Origin of the sequence: Paenibacillus glacialis, from assembly GCF_001637205.1 — a bacterium.
Classification (GTDB): Bacteria; Bacillota; Bacilli; order Paenibacillales; family Paenibacillaceae; genus Paenibacillus_AQ; species Paenibacillus_AQ glacialis.
In genome coordinates, this window is the sequence record NZ_LVJH01000003.1 from 185129 (window position 1) to 207240 (window position 22112).

Annotated in this window: 22 protein-coding genes; 15 read left to right on the top strand and 7 right to left on the bottom strand. The window is 41.2% G+C overall.

The features are described from left to right. Positions 1-69 precede the first annotated feature (69 nt). Entirely contained in the window at positions 70-1818 is a 1749-nt protein-coding gene (locus PGLA_RS03700; RefSeq protein ID WP_068528867.1) for an alpha-glycosidase, read from the bottom strand. 362 nt (positions 1819-2180) lie between these two features. Between PGLA_RS03700 and PGLA_RS03705 the strand changes: the two genes are divergently transcribed. The 5 genes from PGLA_RS03705 to PGLA_RS03725 all read left to right on the top strand — a co-directional run bounded on the left by PGLA_RS03705 (position 2181) and on the right by PGLA_RS03725 (position 6781). Then, positions 2181-2855, top strand: coding sequence for a response regulator transcription factor (locus PGLA_RS03705; protein WP_068528870.1), 675 nt, complete (start codon positions 2181-2183; stop codon positions 2853-2855). Continuing rightward, complete coding sequence (locus PGLA_RS03710) at positions 2852-4243, top strand: HAMP domain-containing sensor histidine kinase (RefSeq protein WP_068528873.1); 1392 nt, start codon at positions 2852-2854, stop codon at positions 4241-4243. The genes PGLA_RS03705 and PGLA_RS03710 overlap by 4 nt, the downstream gene beginning before the upstream one ends. Before the next feature lie 178 nt (positions 4244-4421). Further along, a complete protein-coding gene (locus PGLA_RS03715) occupies positions 4422-5336 on the top strand; it encodes an ABC transporter ATP-binding protein (RefSeq protein ID WP_068528876.1) in 915 nt (304 codons plus the stop codon). Continuing rightward, positions 5333-6049 carry an ABC transporter permease gene (locus tag PGLA_RS03720; RefSeq protein WP_342671677.1) on the top strand — a complete coding sequence of 239 codons (717 nt, stop codon included), beginning with the start codon at positions 5333-5335 and terminating at the stop codon, positions 6047-6049. Before PGLA_RS03715 ends, PGLA_RS03720 begins: the two co-directional genes overlap by 4 nt. Next, positions 6050-6781, top strand: a complete 732-nt coding sequence (locus PGLA_RS03725) for an ABC transporter permease (protein WP_068528882.1) — start codon at positions 6050-6052, stop codon at positions 6779-6781. 138 nt (positions 6782-6919) lie between these two features. Here the strand turns inward: PGLA_RS03725 and PGLA_RS03730 are convergent, their stop codons facing one another. Further along, the gene (locus tag PGLA_RS03730; RefSeq protein WP_068528886.1) at positions 6920-7414 is read right to left on the bottom strand and encodes a CcdC family protein; all 495 of its coding nucleotides are present in this window, start codon (positions 7412-7414) and stop codon (positions 6920-6922) included. Between the two features lie 322 nt (positions 7415-7736). Between PGLA_RS03730 and PGLA_RS03735 the strand changes: the two genes are divergently transcribed. The 6 genes from PGLA_RS03735 (at position 7737) to PGLA_RS03760 (ending at position 13358) form a co-directional block, all read left to right on the top strand. Further along, positions 7737-8162, top strand: a complete 426-nt coding sequence (locus tag PGLA_RS03735; protein ID WP_068528888.1) for an Rrf2 family transcriptional regulator — start codon at positions 7737-7739, stop codon at positions 8160-8162. 450 nt (positions 8163-8612) lie between these two features. Further along, positions 8613-9668, top strand: a complete 1056-nt coding sequence (locus tag PGLA_RS03740; RefSeq protein WP_068528891.1) for a lactonase family protein — start codon at positions 8613-8615, stop codon at positions 9666-9668. A 452-nt stretch (positions 9669-10120) separates the two neighbouring features. Next, the gene (locus tag PGLA_RS03745; protein WP_068528894.1) at positions 10121-11203 is read left to right on the top strand and encodes a sulfate ABC transporter substrate-binding protein; all 1083 of its coding nucleotides are present in this window, start codon (positions 10121-10123) and stop codon (positions 11201-11203) included. A gap of 63 nt (positions 11204-11266) precedes the next feature. After that, positions 11267-12100: a sulfate ABC transporter permease subunit CysT gene (cysT, locus tag PGLA_RS03750; protein ID WP_068528897.1), complete on the top strand. Its 834-nt coding sequence runs from the start codon at positions 11267-11269 to the stop codon at positions 12098-12100. Positions 12101-12145: 45 nt separating this feature from the next. Continuing rightward, positions 12146-13009 carry a sulfate ABC transporter permease subunit CysW gene (gene cysW, locus PGLA_RS03755; protein ID WP_068528900.1) on the top strand — a complete coding sequence of 288 codons (864 nt, stop codon included), beginning with the start codon at positions 12146-12148 and terminating at the stop codon, positions 13007-13009. A gap of 124 nt (positions 13010-13133) precedes the next feature. Further along, the gene (locus tag PGLA_RS03760) at positions 13134-13358 is read left to right on the top strand and encodes a YezD family protein (RefSeq protein ID WP_068528903.1); all 225 of its coding nucleotides are present in this window, start codon (positions 13134-13136) and stop codon (positions 13356-13358) included. A gap of 221 nt (positions 13359-13579) precedes the next feature. Here the strand turns inward: PGLA_RS03760 and PGLA_RS03765 are convergent, their stop codons facing one another. Both PGLA_RS03765 and PGLA_RS03770 read right to left on the bottom strand, forming a co-directional pair. Then, positions 13580-14524 (bottom strand): hypothetical protein, encoded by a 945-nt coding sequence (locus PGLA_RS03765; RefSeq protein WP_068528906.1) that lies wholly within the window; start codon positions 14522-14524, stop codon positions 13580-13582. 92 nt (positions 14525-14616) lie between these two features. Further along, positions 14617-14925 (bottom strand): hypothetical protein, encoded by a 309-nt coding sequence (locus PGLA_RS03770; RefSeq protein ID WP_068528909.1) that lies wholly within the window; start codon positions 14923-14925, stop codon positions 14617-14619. A 399-nt stretch (positions 14926-15324) separates the two neighbouring features. Between PGLA_RS03770 and PGLA_RS03775 the strand changes: the two genes are divergently transcribed. Further along, entirely contained in the window at positions 15325-15981 is a 657-nt protein-coding gene (locus PGLA_RS03775; RefSeq protein WP_281197250.1) for an NAD(P)-dependent oxidoreductase, read from the top strand. 419 nt (positions 15982-16400) lie between these two features. Here the strand turns inward: PGLA_RS03775 and PGLA_RS03780 are convergent, their stop codons facing one another. After that, a complete protein-coding gene (locus PGLA_RS03780; protein WP_211269494.1) occupies positions 16401-16823 on the bottom strand; it encodes a hypothetical protein in 423 nt (140 codons plus the stop codon). A gap of 325 nt (positions 16824-17148) precedes the next feature. Here PGLA_RS03780 and PGLA_RS03785 point away from each other — a divergent pair, with 325 nt between their 5' ends. After that, positions 17149-17352, top strand: a complete 204-nt coding sequence (locus tag PGLA_RS03785) for a hypothetical protein (protein WP_068528918.1) — start codon at positions 17149-17151, stop codon at positions 17350-17352. A gap of 230 nt (positions 17353-17582) precedes the next feature. On the opposite strand, the gene serS is transcribed toward PGLA_RS03785, so the two are convergent. Continuing rightward, positions 17583-18869, bottom strand: a complete 1287-nt coding sequence (serS, locus tag PGLA_RS03790; RefSeq protein ID WP_068528921.1) for a serine--tRNA ligase — start codon at positions 18867-18869, stop codon at positions 17583-17585. A gap of 839 nt (positions 18870-19708) precedes the next feature. Between serS and ssuE the strand changes: the two genes are divergently transcribed. Further along, positions 19709-20278, top strand: a complete 570-nt coding sequence (gene ssuE / locus PGLA_RS03795) for an NADPH-dependent FMN reductase (protein WP_068528924.1) — start codon at positions 19709-19711, stop codon at positions 20276-20278. Between the two features lie 167 nt (positions 20279-20445). After that, a complete protein-coding gene (locus tag PGLA_RS03800) occupies positions 20446-20979 on the top strand; it encodes a hypothetical protein (protein WP_068528927.1) in 534 nt (177 codons plus the stop codon). 90 nt (positions 20980-21069) lie between these two features. Here PGLA_RS03800 and PGLA_RS03805 read toward each other — a convergent pair whose 3' ends face one another. Beyond that, a complete protein-coding gene (locus PGLA_RS03805) occupies positions 21070-22101 on the bottom strand; it encodes a ribonucleotide-diphosphate reductase subunit beta (RefSeq protein WP_068528932.1) in 1032 nt (343 codons plus the stop codon). Positions 22102-22112 lie beyond the last annotated feature (11 nt).

Sequence of the window (22112 nt, forward strand, 5' to 3'; positions counted from 1 at the left end):
TGGCTAAGGATTAGATCCTTAGCCACTTTGTTATGTTTCAAGTAGTAGATTTGAAATACAATAATCATTCTAATGCTTGATAACTTTTAACATCATATAACTATAAGGGGGTAATGCTACGGCTAATGAGCCATTCGTAATCGTATAGGTCTTGCCTGAGTGAGTATCCTCAAGTTGAGTTTCTGCTAAAGAGAGCTCGATGGAGTGTTTCTTACTGTCGTTATTCATTAGAATGATAAATTTATCCTTCTCGTCCTCACGTGAGTACGCCAGTGTCGTACTTCCTGATTGAGAGGAAAGGAATGTGAATGTACCCGTACGAAGAGCGCTGTGGTCCAAACGCAACTTAATCAGTTCTTGGTAGAATGTGAATAGGTCATGATCCTGCTTACTCGGGTCCCATTCCATACACTTACGGCAGCCTGGATCAAAGTCGCCGGTTATTCCTATTTCATCACCATAGTAAATACATGGCGTGCCGGTAAACGTGAGTAGGAATGTTACCGCCAGCTTCATTTTACGTTTGTCGTCTTTACAGAGTGTGATTAAGCGAGCTGTATCATGGCTATCAAGTAAGTTGAAAGCGACTTCATTGGCTTGACGTGGGTAAAGTGCTACCTGTTTGCCGATGGCATGTGAGAATTGCTCGGCATCTGTCGAACCTTCTACGAAGAAATCGAGTGTAGCATTGGTGAACGGATAATTCATGACGGCATCAAATTGATCACCTTGTAGCCAATTGGAGGAATCGTGCCATATTTCACCTAGAATATAAGCGTCTGGCTTAGTTTTCTTAATTACTTCTCTGAATTCTCTCCAGAACTGGTGATCAACTTCATTGGCTACATCTAGTCGCCATCCGTCGATATCAACTTCTTTAATCCAATACTCAGCGACATGAAGGAGATAGGCTTTAACTTCTGGATTCTCGGTGTTAAGTTTTGGCATCAATGGTTCAAAAGCGAAGGTTTCATACGTTGGAATGCCATTCTCAACACGAATTGGGAACTTGGAAATATGGAACCAATCTTTATAACGAGAAGATTCTCCATTCTTCTGCACATCAACGAATGGCGCGAATGTTCTGCCGGAATGATTGAACACGGCATCCATAATTACACGTATTCCACGTTCATGACAGAGGGCTACTAACTTCTTCAATAGGTCGACGTCACCGAATTGAGAGTCAATCTGAAGGTAATCCTCGGTATCGTATTTATGGTTGGTTGTTGCAGTAAATAATGGTGTGAAATAGAGGGCATTGATGCCTAAGTTACTAAGATGATCAATGTGATCAATAACACCTTGTAAATCACCACCAAAGAAATTATCTCTTTGTGGAGTTCCGCCCCATGGTAACGTACCTGGAGGGTTAATACTTGGATCTCCATTGGCGAATCGTTCAGGGAATATTTGATAGAACACCGCATCTTTTACCCAATCAGGTGTCTTGAACACATCGATCATATTGATATAAGGGAAGTCGAACAATCGATTTGGGTCGCTAGGTTGTTCATTCAAGAAATTGTATTCCGTCATCCATACCTTCTGATCATCTTTATGCAATAAGAAACCATATCTTAAACGACGGTATGGAGGAATAACCTCGCATTCCCAGTAATCAAATAATTCATCAGACGACAGGATCGACATCGGAATGTACGTAATCGTCTGGTCCCATGCATATTTATCACCGGTCATTGCATCTATAGAGGTGATATCACCTCTCTTGGTACGGATTCTAATATGTATCGTTTTCCCATCATAAGCATAACACCAGTTTTGTTTCGGACGATGATAGATAGCTTCTAATAACATGATGATCTCCTCCTCATTTTCCTCATACAAAAAAGGTACAGCACCAGACTAAGAAGCAGCCGAGGTTGTACCTTTAGGTATAGGGTAGCATTGCCTTTTGGTTAGATAAAAATTCATTTTAAAATATAAGAAAGTATAAGTTTCACTTGAAACTCTCCATTCTTATATTTCCTAAGAGCTGGATACCCGTCCTTAAGGGAACGGTGTAGCCATTTCTTCTTGATAATAGCTTAAATATACCATATATCACATGGACTGTACATTGCCCGTATTGCTAACTTTTCAAGTTGAATGGGTAGTAAAGAGTGCAACTCTTCTCCATGTTATAATCTTAATATATTAATGAGAGGATCGATGGATGTATGGGAGTACAAATTTTATACATTGAAGATGATCGAGATATTGGTAAGTGGGCTAGCCAAGACTTGATGGAACGTGGATATGAAGTGGTGTGGCTAATGAACGGAGATGGTGCGATTGAGAAAGCGGAGTCTTGTAGATTAGTAATTCTAGACGTCATGCTTCCGGGTCTCGATGGATTTACAATAGGTCAGCGTCTTAAGAAGAAATATCCAGGCTTACCTATCCTTATGCTGTCCGCCCGAACCTCCATTGATGATAAGCTACAAGGTTTAGAATTTGCAGACGATTATGTTACGAAACCATTTCACCCTGATGAATTGGCTGCAAGAATAGAGGTATTACTAAGGCGTTCTGGTGCACATTCAGCTGAACCAATTGAATTAAAACATTTAAAGATATTTGAGAAAGAGAATCGAATTGTTAACTGTGAAACCGGTGAAGAGGTCGTGTTAACAGGAAAGCAGTTTCAGATATTCACCTATTTGTTACAACATGTAAATCATATTCTGACAAAGGAACAGATTTATGAAGCTGTATGGGGTGATTCTTACATAGATGGAGATAAATCGTTAATGGTCCATATTCGTTATCTTCGTGAAAAGATCGAACGTGACCCGGCTAATCCGGAAATTATTGAGACGGTTCGTGGTCTGGGTTACCGTGTGAGGTTATGAAGAATTGGTTTATTTTTCGATTCGGTCGGTCGTTATTGTCACGTTATTTACTCATTGTGATCGTAGCGTTATTGATGGTACCCATCATCATCACGGTACCTGTCTCTACCTATGGGCTAGTCACTAAAGTAGTACCTATAGATAACTCATCGCAACCAACAATTTATGAGCGTGGGAATGTGATAGAGGCTAAATGGCATCAACAAGCGTTGCGTTTGGATGGGGCATCTGAACAAGATATCAATTTAGAAATCCATCATTTAAAGGGTGAGTACCCTGAAGCGACGATGTTTTGGGTGGATAGTCAAGGATATACACGATTAGAAATGCCTCAACAGCAACAAATACCGGTACTGTGGACGGTCTTGGATGCGATAACATTTATGAAGAGCAGCATAGCATCTGACCCATTTACTGTCGTTTCCTTTATTGGTGGGGGGAAAGTTAATGCAGGGCAAGGGTTCATGACCGTACAGATTCCGCGTGATTTACTCGAAGATGGAGAACCATATAGAGGAATGCCCAATTCCTATTATGTGATCTTCGGGTTTATCTTGTTCATCATGTTTATTGTTGTATCTTGGCTATTTTTTGCTAGATTTCGAAAAAGGTTACTCCGTTTACAATCTTCCATGACATTGCCTGAAGGGGATGGAATTCCTGAACCTGTTATCGTGAATAGGCATGATGAGATTGGCCAATTGGAGGATGCGTTCAATCACATGGTCGTTCAACTTCGGGAGAGCATGCACCGCGAGCGTGAGGAAGAAGATTTGCGGAAGCAGTTAATTGCTCATTTATCGCATGATTTACGAACACCGTTAACGGTTATTCGTAGCCACATTTATTCTTTGCAGAAAGAAAGGTTATCTGCGCACGGAGTGGAATCACTTCAGCTCATAGATGCTAAAATTCACGACTTGTCCGGGTTGATTGACAACTTATTATCCTACAATCTGCTTACAAGTGGTCGGTATACTTTAATGACTGAGAAGCATGATGTTCTAAGATTGGTTAGGGAAAGTGCTGCAGCTTGGTATCCTTTGTGGGAAAAGGAAGGCTTTGAAGTAGATGTGAACATACAAGAGGAGCCTTTAGTCTGGAACGTAGATGAAGGATGGTTCAGACGTATTGTAGATAATATATTTCAAAATGTGGTCCGCCATGCGCGAAGTGGGGAATATATTGGAGTATATAATGAAATTCGTCAGGGTGAAGTAGCCATCGTTATTGCTGATCATGGTGAAGGTATGTCTTACCCGTCGGACACTAAGGGAGTGGGGATAGGACTGGCCATTGTGGAGTTTCTGACAAGCGAGATGGGTTTAAAGTTGGAAACTATTAGTTCATCCGAAGGTACACGTGTGTATCTATATAGATTGAAGTAAAGAAAACCACCAAATTCATGATTCTCTTTAGAAATGATTGAATTTGGAGCGCAAACTTTAGTTCAATCTATCTATATCGAGAAGTAGAACATTTAAACGAAACTTAAACAGAATTTAAACAAGAGCGAGGCGTCATTTTAAACTTCAGGGTTTATTGTTAAATCTAGAGGTGATCATGATGAGCGAACTCGTAATACAGACGAGAAATTTGAATAAGAGATATCGTGGCCGCTCGGCTGTAAGTAACCTGAACTTAGAGATAGCGAAGGGCGAAATATACGGTTTTCTAGGACCAAATGGAGCGGGTAAAACAACGACGATTCGTATGCTACTAGGGTTAATTCGGCCTACGGAAGGATCCGTTCAAATATTCGGTAAAGATTTAAACAAGGAAAAATTGAATATTCTTCGGAGAGTAGGGTCGTTGGTAGAATACCCATCCTATTATGGGCATTTAACAGCGGTTCAGAATTTGGAGACGGTACGCCGTATTCTGGATGTTCCAAGATCAAGAATTGATGAGGTGTTGGACATTGTTTCTCTGACAAAGGAGTCCAAGCGTGCGGTTAAAGGTTATTCTTTAGGGATGAAGCAACGTCTGGGGATAGCCAGTGCTCTCTTAGGAAATCCGGAATTGCTTATTCTAGATGAGCCTACGAATGGTCTAGATCCAGCAGGTATTCAGGAGATACGAGAATTAATTAGAGAGATGCCACAGCGTCATGGAATCACAGTGCTGGTATCAAGCCATCTATTAGGTGAGATTGAGCAAATGGCTAGTACGGTGGGAATTATCCGAGAAGGAGAAATGGTGTTTCAGAATACGATTCAGAACTTGAAGGATCGGGCTTCTGAAGGCATACGGATCGTCGTATCTGAACCAGAAGAAGCTATTCGTGTGGCAATGGATCAGGGCTTTGAAGGAACGATGCAGCAAGGCATGTTACAGTTTCCTAATCTTAATGACGCTCAGGTGGCTTTGCTCGTGAAGCGTTTAGTGGATAGTAGCCATGACGTTTATCGTGTAGAAGAGAAGAAGAAGTCACTAGAGGATATTTTCCTACAGGTTATTGGAGAAGGTGGCATCTCATGATGTGGGGGCGTGTATTATCTACAGATTTCATTAAAATACGAGGTAAAGGCATCTGGTTTCTAGTGTTCTTGGGTCCCATTGGACTTATTGCGATGCAGGCTCTTAATTTCGGACTTCGTTATGATTACTTGATGGAGGCTTACAAAGAAGACGTGTGGGGAGGGCTTATCGTTAATATTGTAATCTTCATTCCCATGTCACTCATTATGGGAATAACATTGCTATGTTCACTGATGGCCAATGTGGAACATCAGACGAGTTCGTGGAAGCAACTGCTCGCGCTACCAGTATCGAGAATGACTGTTTTTAGTGCTAAGTTCGGTCTAGGGGTTATTTTACTGTTGGTTTCCTGTGCCTTGCTTGTACTGGGAACGATTGCATTAGGGCTTGGATTGCAACTCGGTACGGATATACCGTACCAAGATATCGTGCGATTTTGTTTTCTTCCTTTTATAGGGACACTGCCGATATTAGCCTTACAACTATGGTTATCTTTAACATACTCGAATCAAGCGATCTCAGTTTCTATGGGTATAACTATAGCCATTGCATCTCTATTCGCAGCTAAATATGATGAATGGGTACCTATGAAGTGGCCCAATATGGCATTAGATGGACCACATCAAATAGAGGCAATAGTTGCCTCTTTATTCGTAGGTTTCACTGTCTTACTACTCGGAATGGCTCATTTCAGTAGAAAGGACGTGGCATAAATGAAGAGATTCCTAAGACTTCTATCAGCTGAAAGAGTGAAAATAGCTAACATTCAAATTTGGCTACTTGTTCTACTTAGTCCGATCCTCGCCGTCCTGATAGGATTCGAGATTGATGTATCAAACGATATCGGGCTATGGGAGAGACTGTTACTAGAAATGGGAATGGCTCATGGATTGTTATTTCTACCCATCTTGAGTGGCTTGTTCGCTGCCTTTATTTGTCGCTATGAGCATAGCGGAGGGGGATGGAAGCAATTATTAGTATTGCCTGTATCTCGTTCTAGTGTGTATATGGCTAAGTTTACGGTTATTGCCGTTCTGCTTGCCATAACCCAGATATTATTCCTAGCAGGTGTGTTTCTTGTTGGATGGATGAAGGGCGTTGCCACACCTATTCCATGGGAATTCATGATGCGAAGTTTCTTTGGAGGATGGGTGGCTTGCTTACCGCTTGCTGCGCTACAACTCGCTGTTTCTGTCATGTGGAATAGCTTCGCAGCACCGCTTGCGCTGAATGTTGTATTTACCATTCCAAATATGCTCGTCATCAATTCGGAACGAATTGGCCCCTATTATCCCTGGGCGCAGCCGCTACTATCCATGCTTCCTAATTCACATAGCTTCGGAGCATTCAATTTGGCCTTAAGCAACTTAATGATTGTCGTACTTGGAAGCTTCATCGTGTTTTTTATTGCAGGATGGATTGCTTTTAGATTAAAGGAAGTCTGAGGTCTGAATTTTATAAGATGAGGTACAGGAAGCAAAAGAGTGTCCCGAAGCCATTGAAAATGGTTAAGGACACTCTTTTTTTCAGTAGAAGCAAAGTGGGTGTTATGAGCTTAAATTGTAACCTTGTGAGGTTCTATTCTATTTCAAGTTGTCACTTGACTTGGTGATGTGCTTGTATTCCTTTAGCATGAACAGACGCCAACGAACAATCATTCCGAATGCTAATAGAAAGAATAAAGAGCCAGTCTGGGCAATGGAAATATATTGTTCAATAATTTGGTGAAGTAATGTACGGACTACAAGTAAGGCGAACAAGATAACGATGAAACTTCGAGAACGCTCAGCGTAGACTTGACCGTCAACGACTTTGAAATGGGTGCTGCGGATAAGTGGATAGGAGAATAGAAACCAACCTATTACAAAAGCAACGGCAGCCGACCACAGAGGAACATGCGTAAAAGGTGCAACAAACATGAGAAATCCCGTAGACATCCCTAAGGGTGGGATAAGGATCTTCTTAATCGTGACCGGTGAACTACTTGCTTTAAGTCGAATGAAAATGGTAAGCAACGCAATAACAATGGCACCCAGCGTTGTTCCAATTTGGAGATATGAGGGACTGATTTGAGGCACGCTTGAGAACCCCTCTCTATAATTTGTATACTAGTTATGAATTGCAAGTGCGGTCGTACTTGGCTGGATAATCCATCAGGTACAAATATTATAGCACATGAAGTAACACATTCAATTTTAAGTATGTTTACATTTTTACAGTACTTGAGATTGCATATACTAGGGTAGCGAGGCTAGATGCGAGAAAGATGGATATATATATGGGATAATAGTCATTTATAGAAGATAAGTAATCATCGTTTGAAAAGGGTGCTCTCAAAAGTGGAGGCTTGACATCCAAAAACTGTTATGCTTATAATTACAGATGAGAGGGAGCGATGAAATGAATAGTGAATTTAATATTGCCGTCCATTGTTTAACCCTTCTTAGCTTAAAGAAAGACCACATGGCTAATAGTGATGAGATTGCTAAGAGTGTATGTACGCATCCTGCACGTGTCCGTAAAGTACTCGGATTGCTTCGGAAACAAGGTTATGTAACCACGAAGGAAGGTGTAGGTGGTGGCTATCTGCTTAATGCCGATAGTGCGAATGTGACGTTAGGCGACTTGTATCGTCTGCTTGCACGTGGTTCACTACAACCGAGTTGGTGTTCCGGAGGAGGAGAGACAACCTGTGTGGTATCCGAACATATACAAGAGGTTATGGAACGAATTTATAACGGTGGGGAATTGGCTCTTGAACGGCATTACGATAACATCACTTTGCTAGATGTTACCCGTGATATTCAATCAGAGACAAAACCTTAGCGTTAATAACTACTAATTGGAACAGTCCTGCGTATTTGCAGGGCTATTTTTGTGAATATAAGCAAGTATAAGTTTCACTATATAGATTGAACTAAAGACGAACCCTTATATTCATGATTCTCTTTAGAAATGATTGAACTTGTGAGCGCAAACTTTAGTTCAATCTATATGGATACTCTATTCCTTATATTTCCACTAAAATGGATGCTGTCCTTGAAAAAGGACGGCACAGCCGTTTCTACTTGTGTGCATTAATTCCCGTTGAACTTGTAAGGATAATAAATTATATTTAAGATGAAACGGATTGGAATGGTCCTTTTTATTATATCAACAGCTGTGTTTAATCAACCATATGTATACTTATCCTCTTGGCATAATTAGGTTGTGTAACTGTTATAAAGGTTGGGAATTTGGGTAATAAATTAGATAGTTATAAGGAGGAGTTGTCTCATGAACACTCAGAATGAAATTGTTTTTTTTACAGGAACACAAACAAAGGATACAGAGAAGGGGATATTCCGTTGTACTCTTAATCCATTGGACGGATCTATGCGGATTGTGAGCAGTACTGATGGTATAGAAAATTCTACATATTTAGTTGTGAATTCAATAGGTGATCGGTTGTATGCTGTCAGTGAAAAATCTGATGGTGAGGTATTTGTCTATGTTATTGATAATAAGACTGGGGAATTACACTTATTGGATCGGAAACCTACGCAGGGCGCTGATCCGTGTTACATAAGTCTATCCTCAGATGGTCAATTTGTATTCGTATCTAATTATTCTGGTGGAAATGTGAACGTCTTCAGAATTGGGGATAATGGGACATTAGAAGAGAAGTCTTGCATGATAACTCACAGTGGACATAGTGTTAATCCAGATAGACAGGAATCACCGCACCCTCATTCTATTTTCCCAGATCCATCGGGTAAGTTCGTCCTGGTGTGTGATCTAGGAATTGATCAGGTCGTGGTCTATCGTCTAGAAGAGGGAGAGTTAGTGAAGCATCATGAGGTGGACCTTCCACCGGGAGCAGGACCACGGCACTTCGACTTTCATCCAACGGGTAAATGGGCATATTGTGCAAATGAGCTTAATAATGAAATCACGGTATTTACGTATGATGATAAGACCGCAGACCTTCACACGATTCAGAGCATTTCTACATTACCTGATGACTACAACGAAGGGGTTTCATATCCTGCTGATATTCATGTATCATCTTGTGGACGTTTCTTATATGCCTCTAATCGAGGACATGACAGTATTGTACAATATGATATAGACTTAGATACAGGTAACTTAACAGCAGTAGATTGGCAAAGTACTCAAGGCGAGTATCCTCGCAATTTTACGATTGTAGAAGGTGGGTATGTTCTCGTAGCGAATCATAAAACTGGGAATGTGGTCTCTTACTTCATGGATTCAGAGACGGGACGCTTAACAGCAACAGGATGTGAATTAGAGTTGCCAATACCGATGTGTGTTCAACCTCTAAGTGTTTAATAATAATTTTAGATCGAGCCGGAATTATTATTCGTATGATTAAATCTTAATTTTAGTTCATAAATTATTTATGGCTTGAAGAATGGAATATAGAGCAGGTTATTACCTTAATAATAGGAATAGCCTGCTTGTTTGTCTTTAAACGTGTGTGAGTGAAAGAGTGAACGCCATATTTATTCGAACTTGACTCGCCTTAAACGCGGATGAATGGATGATTAACAAAAAAAGGTTTGACACTTTACCTCCAATTAATTACAATAATCTTATATCTTACTAAACAGGTAGGAATAATTAATAATATTTCTTACCGTACAGACGGAGGAAATCACTCGCTAGTGTTGCAGACACAGTTCTATGTAACTGGCCTGACAGCAGCGTTATGGTGATTTTCCTGCGTCTGTTTTGTGTTCCTGTTAGTAAGAAGAGAAGAATAATTAGGAGTGATCATGATTATGAAGAAAGCGTTGAAACAAGGGGTTCTAATGGGTTTAGTATTACTTATGACTGCAACGATTGCTGCATGTGGAGATAAAACATCAGAGAAAGAGAACGCTGCTGCACCAGCTCCTACCGATACGAAAAAGACAGAGAAACTCAAGGATGTTGAGCTATTGAACGTATCCTACGATCCAACACGTGAACTTTATGAAAGCTACAATAAAGCATTCGCGACGTACTGGGAGAAAGAAAAGGGACAGAAAGTTACCGTTAAGCAGTCCCACGGCGGTTCGGGGAAACAGAGTCGGGCCGTTATCGATGGTCTCGAAGCTGATGTGGTTACGTTAGCGCTTGGATATGATATTGATGCACTTCAAGAGGATGGTCTCATTAAAGAAGGTTGGGAAAGTAAATTCGAGCTCAATAGTTCACCGTATACATCAACAATCGTATTTCTAGTGAAAAAAGGCAATCCCAAGAACATTAAGGAATGGTCCGATTTAGTTAAAGATGGTGTGGAAGTGATCACACCTAACCCTAAGACTTCAGGGGGAGCTCGTTGGAACTATCTTGCTGCATGGGGTTACGCACTGAAACAGAATGGGAATGATGAGGCCAAAGCTCAGGAATTCGTTAAGAACCTCTTCACACATGTACCGGTTCTAGATACAGGAGCTCGTGGTTCAACAACAACATTTGTGGAACGCGGAATTGGTGATGTTCTTATTGCTTGGGAGAATGAAGCAATCCTTTCTGTGAAAGAATTAGGTCCAGATAAGTTCGATATCGTATATCCTTCAGTAAGTATTCTGGCTGAGCCTCCGGTAGCTGTCGTTGATAAAGTGGTAGACAAACGGGGAACACGTGAAGTATCCGAAGCATACTTGAAATATTTGTATTCGGAAGATGGACAGACGATTGCGGCAGAGAACTTTTACCGTCCAACGCTTGAGAGTGTGAAAGATAAATTCAAAGATTCTTTCCCTGCTATTGAACTATTTACTTTAAAAGATGTATTTGGTACTTGGAAAGAAACGCAAACGAAGCATTTCAAAGACGGTGGCGTGTTTGATCAAATATACGTGCCTGGTAAATAGACTAAACGTGAATAGCTGATCGACTCATAGATCGAAGGCACGGAAAGGATAGGATACAAGGATATGAGTCAAGTCAAAGGTATCCAACGTAAAGTCATTCCCGGATTCGGACTGACGATGGGGTTTAGCGTGTTCTATCTTAGTGTGGTTGTTCTTATTCCTTTGGCGGCGCTACTCTTTAATTCTACCGGACTCACGTGGGAAAAGTTCTGGCAAGTGGCGACCGATCCGCGGGTACTAGCGTCTTATTGGGTCAGTTTCACTACCTCAGCGGTAGCAGCATTACTAGATGCTGTACTGGGTCTTCTTCTCGCATGGGTGCTAGTACGTTACAAATTTCCCGGTAAAGCATTGTTTGATGCTCTAATTGATCTTCCCTTCGCATTGCCTACGGCAGTTGCGGGGGTCTCGTTAACTGCGCTTTATGCACAGAACGGGTGGATAGGTTCACTATTGGAACCCCTAGGGATCAAAGTAGCTTTTACTCCCTTAGGGATAACGCTAGCTTTGATGTTTATTGGTATTCCGTTCGTGGTTCGCACGGTACAGCCTGTATTAGAGGATATGGCGAGGGATGCGGAGGAAGCGGCGGCAACATTGGGCGCAGGACGGTTTCGTACATTCTGTAAAGTCATACTACCCAATTTGTTACCGCCACTTTTAACTGGGTTTGCTTTAGCATTTGCACGTGGCATAGGGGAGTACGGTTCTGTCGTCTTTATCTCTGGTAATATGCCGATGAGGACCGAAATTGCTCCATTATTGATCATGTCAAAGCTTGAGCAATATGATTACGCAGGTGCTACTGCAGTAGCTATAATCCTATTGTCGATTTCGTTCTTATTGTTACTTATGATTAATTCACTACAACGATGGGTGCGCCGAACCTCTCGCTAACAAAGGGAGTCATAGCAACCACTTTGTTAAAAGGAGGAAAGGCAGATGACGGGAAATGATCCGGTGATAGCTTCACCTGCGCACTCAGGGAGCATCTCTACAGCGGCAACTGAACCCAGATGGGCTAAATGGCTTCTGATTGGTATGGCAGGTCTGGTGTTGCTATGGTTGATCGTACTTCCACTCGTTATTGTATTAACAGAAGCTTTGAAAAAAGGTTGGTCGGTGTATGCTGCAGCGCTTACTGATCCAGATGCAATGTCCGCCCTAAAGTTAACGTTACTTGTAGCACTCATTACCGTGCCGTTGAATACTGTGTTTGGTGTAATCGCTGCCTGGGCGGTAACTAAATTTAAGTTTCGTGGCAAAGGAATATTAATTACCTTAATTGACCTTCCCTTTGCAGTATCACCCGTGATAGGTGGATTGATCTATGTCTTGGTATTCGGTGCTCATGGCTGGTTTGGACCTTGGCTTGACGCTCATAATATCAAAATCATATTTGCTGTACCTGGTATTGTGCTAGCGACACTATTTATAACCTTCCCATTTGTAGCTAGAGAGCTGATTCCATTGATGGAAGATCAGGGTCAACAAGAAGAAGAGGCTGCAGTTACCTTAGGGGCACGTGGTTGGACCATCTTCTTTAAAGTAACATTACCTAACATTAAATGGGGACTTCTATACGGTATTATTCTATGTAATGCTAGGGCGATGGGGGAATTCGGGGCTGTCTCTGTCGTGTCGGGACATATCCGAGGAGAGACGAATACACTCCCCCTACATGTTGAAATTTTGTACAATGAATATCAATTCTCAGCTTCATTTGCAGTTGCATCACTATTGCTTCTATTGGCGATGGTAACGTTACTTTTAAAGAGTTGGTTCACACGAAAAGATGCCCATTGACACTTCTTTCCAGTCCGTGTTAAGGTTAATTCATACTAAAACGGTTGGATAATAGTGGATTGTGGTGAGAGCAGTTCTAAGTCATAAGATATTGACTTATTAACCTGGCGAAGGGGGCGACACTATGGCAAAACCACTTCAAGTGGATGAAGTATGGTTAGGGCGTATTGCTGATTTACTGAATAATATGGAGTTTGGATCACTTCAGATCGTGGTACATGAGGGACAGATCGTACAGATGGAAAGAACGGAACGGAAGCGATTTGAGAATAAGTCCTTGGGGATCGCCAAGTCTAGTTCTGCTCCTCGCTCAGGTACGCGACACCTAAGGGAATCGAGTTCCCATTAAATGAGGATTAAAGCTAATAGCCCCACTGTTCAAGTCGAACGTTTCTGTAATGAAGAAGCGTTCGTACAACAGCGGGGCTATTTTTTGAAATATAAGAAAGTATAAGTTTCACTTGATACTCTATTCCTTATATTTCCGCTGAGACGTGTGCCGTCCTTGGAGAAGGACGGCACACGTCTCTACTTGATTGTGGCATAATTGGATCTATAGAAATGTTATTCTTACTTGTTATGCATTCGTGTGGAACGTCTGGGTAGCTCAGCTACATCTTGATCCTGAGTGATTGCGTGTAACGGTAATGTCTCCGTTGTTGTCAACTTTGGTTGAACTTCTACGACAAGATCACGACCGGCATAAGGGCGTGCCCGACGACGTGTACGCTTTGTGGTCAGAGTAAAGCCTGCGATGAAGAGGATTGCTTGTACGGAAACAATATAAAGTGCCAAATTCAAACCGAACAAGTGAAATAAGGCAACTGCTGCGATCAATACATAGAGACTCGTATAGACTAGTTGATGTGAAAGCCTGCGAGTATACATGAACATGAGGTAAAGAGAAGCTGTTGCTATAATACAAGAAATAAAGCGAGCCCATGCATTTATGATATCGAACGAAGATGAATCGAATTCAGTTCCTATAAGAGTCTGATATAGCTGTAAACCCCATAACGCACTGGCTACTACAGCGACAAAAGGGAGAGATGGCTTCAACAATACCCAGAAGCTTAATCCCCAGCTTGGGCGGTCCCATTTGCGCAAAAGGGTACTTTGTTCCTCGATCTGCCGATTAACCTCGCGTACCCATGTTTTGTGAAGTATCGATAAACGGGAGTGATCCCGTTCTCTTATATAAGCGTCGATCTGTTCATGAAGATTGCTTGTAAGTAATGGTGCCGCCTTACATTCCTCCAACAGAGTAATTAGGTAGCTTATTTCCTCAAGGCTGTTGTTCTCACGCTCCATCATTTCACTGATAGGGCCAGTAACACGGCTATATAACATTAAAGACTTCTGTAGTCGTTCTAATTGTTCCTTGCCGGCTGTTTGTAATTGTAGGGCTGTGCGTATGTACATCCATATAAACAGAACAACCGCTATACCAGCCAATATAAAGCTTTCTACTGAATTTGAGAGAGTGTTGATGAATTCCGTAACCATTTGGAACAACCTGATGCCCCCTTCATTATTCTACCTTCACTATTGCATAAGAACACTAACTTTTCAAGGTAATGAAGGGTTCGGATAACAGTCTGCATTAGTTAAAACCGTGGTCTTCTTCGTGAACCTGTAATAGCTTCGATTAGTAATACGATGGCAGTGATCCCGTGCATAATCCATCCGACAATAGGAATAATGCCTACTAAGGACGTGACAACACCCAGTCCATTACCAATAATTGAAGCTCGATCCTTCAAGAGATAGACGATTGCCACGACATGTAAGAGCAATGCAACTCCGAGTGGTAGCCACCCATTTGAGAGAATAAAAGCACCTCCTACAACCGGAATTGCGAAGAAGGCTTCAATAGCGAACGTAATCCATTTTAAAAGCTTAGACGTATTGGACATTTTTTTGTAACACCTACCGTTTCTTTTTATGGTGATCTTATGTTAATTCTACATCCATTGGTCTAGATAATATACCCAATATGATAAGTATAGGATTGAATGATAATTATATATACCCCATTCTTTGATGTTTGGGAACACTATATAGATCTCACAAGCTCAATCATTTCTAAAGAGAATCATGAATATGAGGGTTCGCCTTTAGTTCAATCTATATAGATAGAATGAACTAAAGAATTCAGCTTTCGTCTTTGGTTCAATCTATATAGATAGAATGAACTAAAGAATCCTGCTTTCGCCTTTAGTTCAATCTATATAGGTGGTAAGATAACAGAACGAATCCAAACTCATGGCCTATCGTAGGATAAGCCTGAACAACATAGAAAGAGGGAATAAGAAGTGGTGGATCTTACATTGTTGGATGTTAAAATTGTACTATTTGGTGCTAATGGAAGAATAGGACAGCTTGTTATGAAAGAGGCATTAGACCGAGGTTATCAGGTTACTGCTGTGGTACGCGATCATACCCGGATGACAGAGCAATATGAGAATCTACGTGTGGTGGAAGGGAATGCGATGGATGCAGATAACGTTGCATCCATTTGTGAAGGTCATCAAGTGATCATCAGCGCAGTTGGCGCATCACTTGGAGCGGAAGAAGAATTAGCAATTGTAGCTCACTCGATTGTTGAGGGTGCTCGGCGTTCGGGTATTTCCCGACTTGTCGTAGTAGGTGAAGCTGGAAGTCTTGAAGTGGCATCGGGAATAAAGTGGATGGATACGGATGAATATCCTAAAGAATCTAAGCCACTAGCTATTGCCCATGTAAAGGCTTATGAAATATATAGTCAGTCTGACTTGGACTGGACGTATTGTAGCCCTCCAGCTCAGATTATCCCTGGACGTCGTACCGGTCAATTCCGTATCGGGACGGATAAACTCATTCTAGATGAAAGTGACAGAAGTTCTATATCAGCAGAGGACTATGCTGCTGCGATCATTGATGAAGTGGAAGATCCATATTTCTTGCGCGCCCGCTTTACGGTGGCATACTAGAAAAGGTGCAAGAATCAGTAGTGCTCAAATATAAAGTATAATTTTCACATGATACTCTATTCCTTATATTTCCGCTGAAACGGGTGCCGTCTTTGAAAAAGGACGGCATAGCCGGTTCTAGTTGAATGTAAGGTTTATATTCATATAACCTGCATATACTGGTATAGTGACAGGTGGGCAGCCGCACCACCCAGCGTGGAACGCAGGCTTATTTTACAACGAATGATAATGATAGACTAATGGGGGGATTTGCACTGCAAATGTCCCTCTTTAGGTTGCAAACAGGTTGTTTAAATAAATCTGCTTAGTCTACTCACATAAATATGGATAGAATGAACTAAAGTAATCTGTTTTCGCCTTTAGTTCAATCTATATAGATAGAATGAACTAAAGCATTCTGCTTTCGTCTTTAGTTCAATCTATATAGATAAACATATTACAGGAATAAACCAAGCCAGCACCAGTGTAGTTAGAGAATGTCTCCGCAATACAGTTCTCCCGAAGTAGAATAATAGCATCGTACCTAATCCGACGATCCCACTGAACCATGGGCTTTCGCCCCCATTCACTACTACAAAGAAACCAACAATATATCCCCAAGTAGATATAAGAAAGATGGATTTAGTTCGGCTAAACGGAGCAACGAGAGCACATACGGCATCAGAGACAATGGATGCCATCATAAATATGCCATACACCCATTGTTCAAGAGAGATCGGTAGTATTGGGCTTGAGGTGTAATCATTCATGACAACTGTTATAAGGTTTAATAATAGGAAAGCTATCCCACCGCAAGCGAGTTTATTTAGAATGTAGTTCCCAATGTGTAAACGCCGCATCATGGGGGGGTATTCTTTGGAATGCATCATATCAATCCTTCCTATGATCGTTCAATCCGTGTTTCTAATTCATCACTTCATCATAGTCATGAGCCCAGACAAATGTTCTAGGCATATGCCCAGATATAAGCTTTGTTTGAAGGGGATAGAAGTAGCATTTTAGACACAAATAAAGCGCTTACATACTTAACAATCATGCTTTGTTATGTTATTATGAAAGCGCAAACAAAATATTATAGCAAGCAGGACCTTGCTGTATTCCTTCAATGACTGAGGATAGATTTGTAACGGCAGGGTAGGCTTGCAACCTTTCAGGAGGTCGAAGGTTATGTATGAAGGATTTATTGAAATGCAACATGTTGTAACTCGGGTTCAGTATTTAAGAAGCGAAGGTCAAGGAATGGAAGAGTATCATAGAATTGAGTTTGGACATGAACGTAATAATCTTCATACACCAGAGCTCATAGGGCCTAAGGAAGAGTCCCTATTCGCTTGTGAACCATCTAGAGTCAGAGGATGGTGGCGACATTAGTCTAGAGCCATTATCAAATACATAATAGAGTGCTGAATTATATATAAAAAGGGGCACTACGGACAAAAGGCTATTTACCATGAATCACTCATGGTAGATAGCCTTTTTAGAATCAGATTAAATATGTCTATGAATACCTTGATCCACGGACGATTGAGTAAAGGAACGCGTGACAAAGATTAGGTTCCTTACAAGTGTCCATCCGTGTCATCGGTATTTCATTTATAGGGTTACTCTTGTGGCGCAATTAGCCGATCTATTCCTCCCATATAGGGCCGCAGTGCCTTGGGGATATAGATGGAGCCATCCTTGTGTTGATGATTCTCTAACAGTGGAATCAGAATACGTGGGGATGCGACAGCTGTATTGTTTAGCGTATGGCAGAATTGTAGCTTACCATCGGCATCACGGTATCTAATATTAGAACGACGTGATTGGAAGTCTAGCACATTGGAAGACGAATGCGTCTCCCCATAGGACTGTCGGCTAGGCATCCATGTCTCAATATCATATTGCTTATACGTTTTTTGCGACATATCTCCGGTACATACCGACATTACACGATAAGGAAGCTCTAATAGCTGAAGAATTTCCTCCGCATGACCTGTGATTTCCTGCAATATCTGCTCCGAGATCTCGGCATTATTCTCGCAAAGAACGACTTGTTCAACCTTAGCGAACTGATGAACTCGGTATAACCCTCGAACATCCCGCCCAGCCGATCCAATTTCTTTCCGGAAACAAGCTGACATTCCAGCTAGTCTGATCGGTTCTGTTACATCAATGATTTCATCGCTATAATACGATACTAACGAAACTTCAGAAGTACCGACTAACCACTTGTCTTCTCCCGTAATCTCAAAGGTCTGATCCTGTCCCGTTGGGAAAAATCCCGTTCTTGTGAGCGCCTCTGGTCGTACCATAACTGGAACATCCATTGCTGTGAAACCATAGCTGGTAAGTAGATCCAGTGCTAATCGTTGAACGGCTAGATGTAAATATAGACCGGCTCCCTTGAGGAAATAGTTCCGGCTACCTGCCGATTTCACGCCACGTGCAATATCAATGAGATCATGGCGTTCACCTAGTTGTACATGATCTAATGTCTCAAAGGCAAAGACTGGGGGAGTACCGACTTGTCTAATCTCGACATTGTCAGTATCATCTCGGCCCACTGGGGTGTCGGGAGATACAATGTTAGGCACAGACATCATCCGTTGCTCACATTGTTCATTAGCTTGATTTAAGGCTGATTCCTGCATCGTTAACTCTTTGTTGATCTGTCTTACCTGTTCTTTGAGAGGTTCAGAAGCTGCCCGATTACCTTGTTGGATGGTTGTAGCGATGGATTGTGTTAGTCGATTACGATCGGCTCTTAAATCTTCAATCTGTTTCAGTAGATCGCGTCTCTTCTGATCCCAATTGAGTAAATCGGTGACCGACAATTCTAACCTTTTCTGTTGTGCTGTCCGTTGTACCAAGTCCGGGTTATCCCGGATAAATCGAATGTCTAACATATCTCACGAGCTCCTTTGTCTAAAAAAATACAAAAAACGCCCTCATCCTTTGGGACGAGGAGCGCTTGCTCGCGGTGCCACCCAACTTGATCGAAGCAGCTATAGGCAGTCTTCGATCCTCTTGGTTCCGCGGTAACGGACGGATGCCGGTTAACTTAGGGAGAAGAAATACCTTCTCTGGTCGCCAACGCCTCACAGTTGGATTCTGATCATAGGCGCAATTTCACTGTTCAATTCTTTATCGTTTAGTATAGCGTATACGAAGAGTAAGTTCAATATACAGTTAACCGAAGAGATAGAAGTCACCTACAATACACTGTAGATCGGAAAAAAGATATTTCTTGTATTGTCTCTTAATAGCATTTCTGTTCTTTGGACTAGAGAATTTAGTATTTGCCCTCCGATCTTTTCTTGAAAGGCTAGTCTTATACAATGTGACCATTTTTTTCTTTATACTTCGCACCGTGGAACGACTTTTAAAACGCTGTATATACTTTCTGCAACTGCGCTGTGCGTGCGGATAATAGCGGAAGACCCTTTTGCCAGGGTTCTTCTGCTTTTTTTCTAATTATGACGTTATTCAGCTACAACATTAAGCTATTCGTAACAATGAAAATGATGGATCAAGTCTCAATTCAATGCTTTCTGAGAGAACGGGTTTGTTAATCGTATTGGCAGTCAGACTGCTTGCGTTCTTTATATTGTTTGCGTTCAATAAATTGACAAATGTTGTTGCACTTGTTACGATAATTAAAACTAAGTAGTCTTATCGGATTTATGAATATAATTTTATATACTTGGATTCTCGTGTAGAGTCTTATGAAAAGGAGAATGAAAACATGGCCAAAATCGTTATAATAAATGGGAATCCTTCGCTTACTTCAAGACTTGGTGCAATCATTGATTACGTGGAGAAAATTCTTGGAAGTTCAGGTTTTGAAGTGAGTCGTATTGATGTGGCTAAGCTCCCAACAGATGATCTCATTCATACAAAGTTTGAAAGCGAACATATTATCAAAGCCAACGGGCTAGTGGCAGAAGCGGATGCCGTAATTATTGCAAGTCCAGTGTATAAAGCGTCTTATACGGGTGTTCTTAAGACATTCTTGGATCTTATTCCTCAAAAGGGTCTCGCCGGCAAAATTACGCTGCCCTTGTTTATGGGTGGAAGCCTTGCACATTTACTTGCGATTGATTATGCTTTAAAGCCTGTTCTGTCTGCATTAGGGGCACGGCACATTCTGGGCGGGGTCTACACGGTTGATTCACAAGTAACCCGTACGGATAAGGGTGAGATGGAAATTGCAGAAGAGTTGCGATTACGCCTGCACGCTGAGCTTGAAGAATTAGCAAATGAAACGCGTTTAAGAAGTGAACATAACAATAAAGTGTATGAATTGAAGGTGTAGATGATTGATTGGGTGACATGTGCCCAGATATGAGATAGAGACGGGGTTGGAACTGGATACAGTTTCGCTCCGTTTTTTTTATGTGGAAATTTCATAACGTTTTTTTTTCGGAAAAAGAGAGACCAAATCAATTTTCATGCGTTATTGTATGAAAGGAGGGATTTACGTTGAAGAAAAAATCTAAAGCAATGACAAAAGCAGTTGTCTTTGGATCATTGATTCTAACCTGTTCTCTGTTATTTATGGCATCAGGCTACTCTATTGGAAGTGATGAGGCTGCGGCTATACAAGTAGGTGTGAACCTGAAGAAAATGCAATACGAGATTCAAGTTGCTGATATCGGAACAACGATGGAAGATAGGATGAAGAAACAAGAAGAATATAAGCCGTTCTTAACGGAGCAAGGATATGAAGCATTTGCAGCCAATAGGCGGAGCGTAATAGCCACAGGCTATGCACTTAAGAATAAGTTGAATATGAAGGTTAACCGTATTCAATTTGAAAATATGAATCATGATAATATGGAAAAGGACACATTCTCTTTTCGCTATAGCATAGATATTGAACTAAGTTCTTCAGAATTGACTTCATCCCAGGCCCCAAGTGTGGTGACCAAAACAGGACATATGTCAGTCGTTAAACAGGATAATGAATGGAAAGTACTTAAAGATCTTGATAATGGGTTCATCGCGGATGAATGACTAGAACTATAGTTGGTGTAAGCAAAAAGGAGGTGGCTCATTTGAGCCCCTCCTTTTTGCTGAATATAAGAACATAGGTAAACTTTAAACTTACAAATCGTCAAATCCGTTATCGTCGCCCACTTTACCATAGTTACGGGACTTCGCTTCGAAGAAATCAGTCTTAGTTGAATTGAGTGCGTCGTCTGAGAAAGGCTTAATCCATGGCATACAGTTCACATCTACACCCTCATAAGCTTTGTCCATTCCCATTAGAGTAAGACGTTTGTTAGCTGTGTATTTAATATAATTCTCAAGCTCATTTAGATCGATTCCAGCGATATGACTAAGTGTGTAATGTGCCCAATTCGTCTCTAATTGAACAGCCTCATCAATCGTTCTGTACACATAATCCATGTTTTCTTTCGAGTTAAGCTCTGGGAAATCAACAAGAAGTTGTTTAAACACTTCAGCAAAGAAATAGCAGTGTTGATTCTCATCGCGTTGAATATAAGAAATCATCTGACTTGTACCCATCATTTTCTGATCGCGAGCCAAGTTGTAGAAGAAGGCAAATGTACTATAAAAGAAAATACCCTCAAGAATCAAATCAGCTACCATAGCATGGAAGAATGTCTGTGGATTCTGCTCATCCCGGAAACTTTGATAAATATCAGCAATGAAGCGATTGCGTTCTAGAAGAACCGGATCCTGTTTCCAATATTCGAAAATTTCTTTCTGCTCCTGATCGGAAACAATGGATGAAAGTACATATGAATAAGATTGATTGTGAACAACTTCTTGTTGACCAATAATCGCTGAGATGGCTTCTAATGAGGAGTCAGTAAAGTAACGTTTTACATCCCCAACAAACATCGTTTGCATAGAATCCAATACAGCAAGTAGTGAAATATTAATCTTGAAGACGCGTTGCTCTTCAGGATCTAATCTTGCGAATTGTTGCGCATCCTTGGACATTGGAATTTCATCGGCAATCCAGTGATTTAATAACAGTACCTTATAGAGTTTATACATATGAGGCATACGAATATCATTCCAGTTCAGAATACCCGAACATTCACCTTCGATAATGCGTGTAGATTGATTGGGTGCTTCAGTATTGAAAATTTGTTGCAATTTCATATCTATTACTC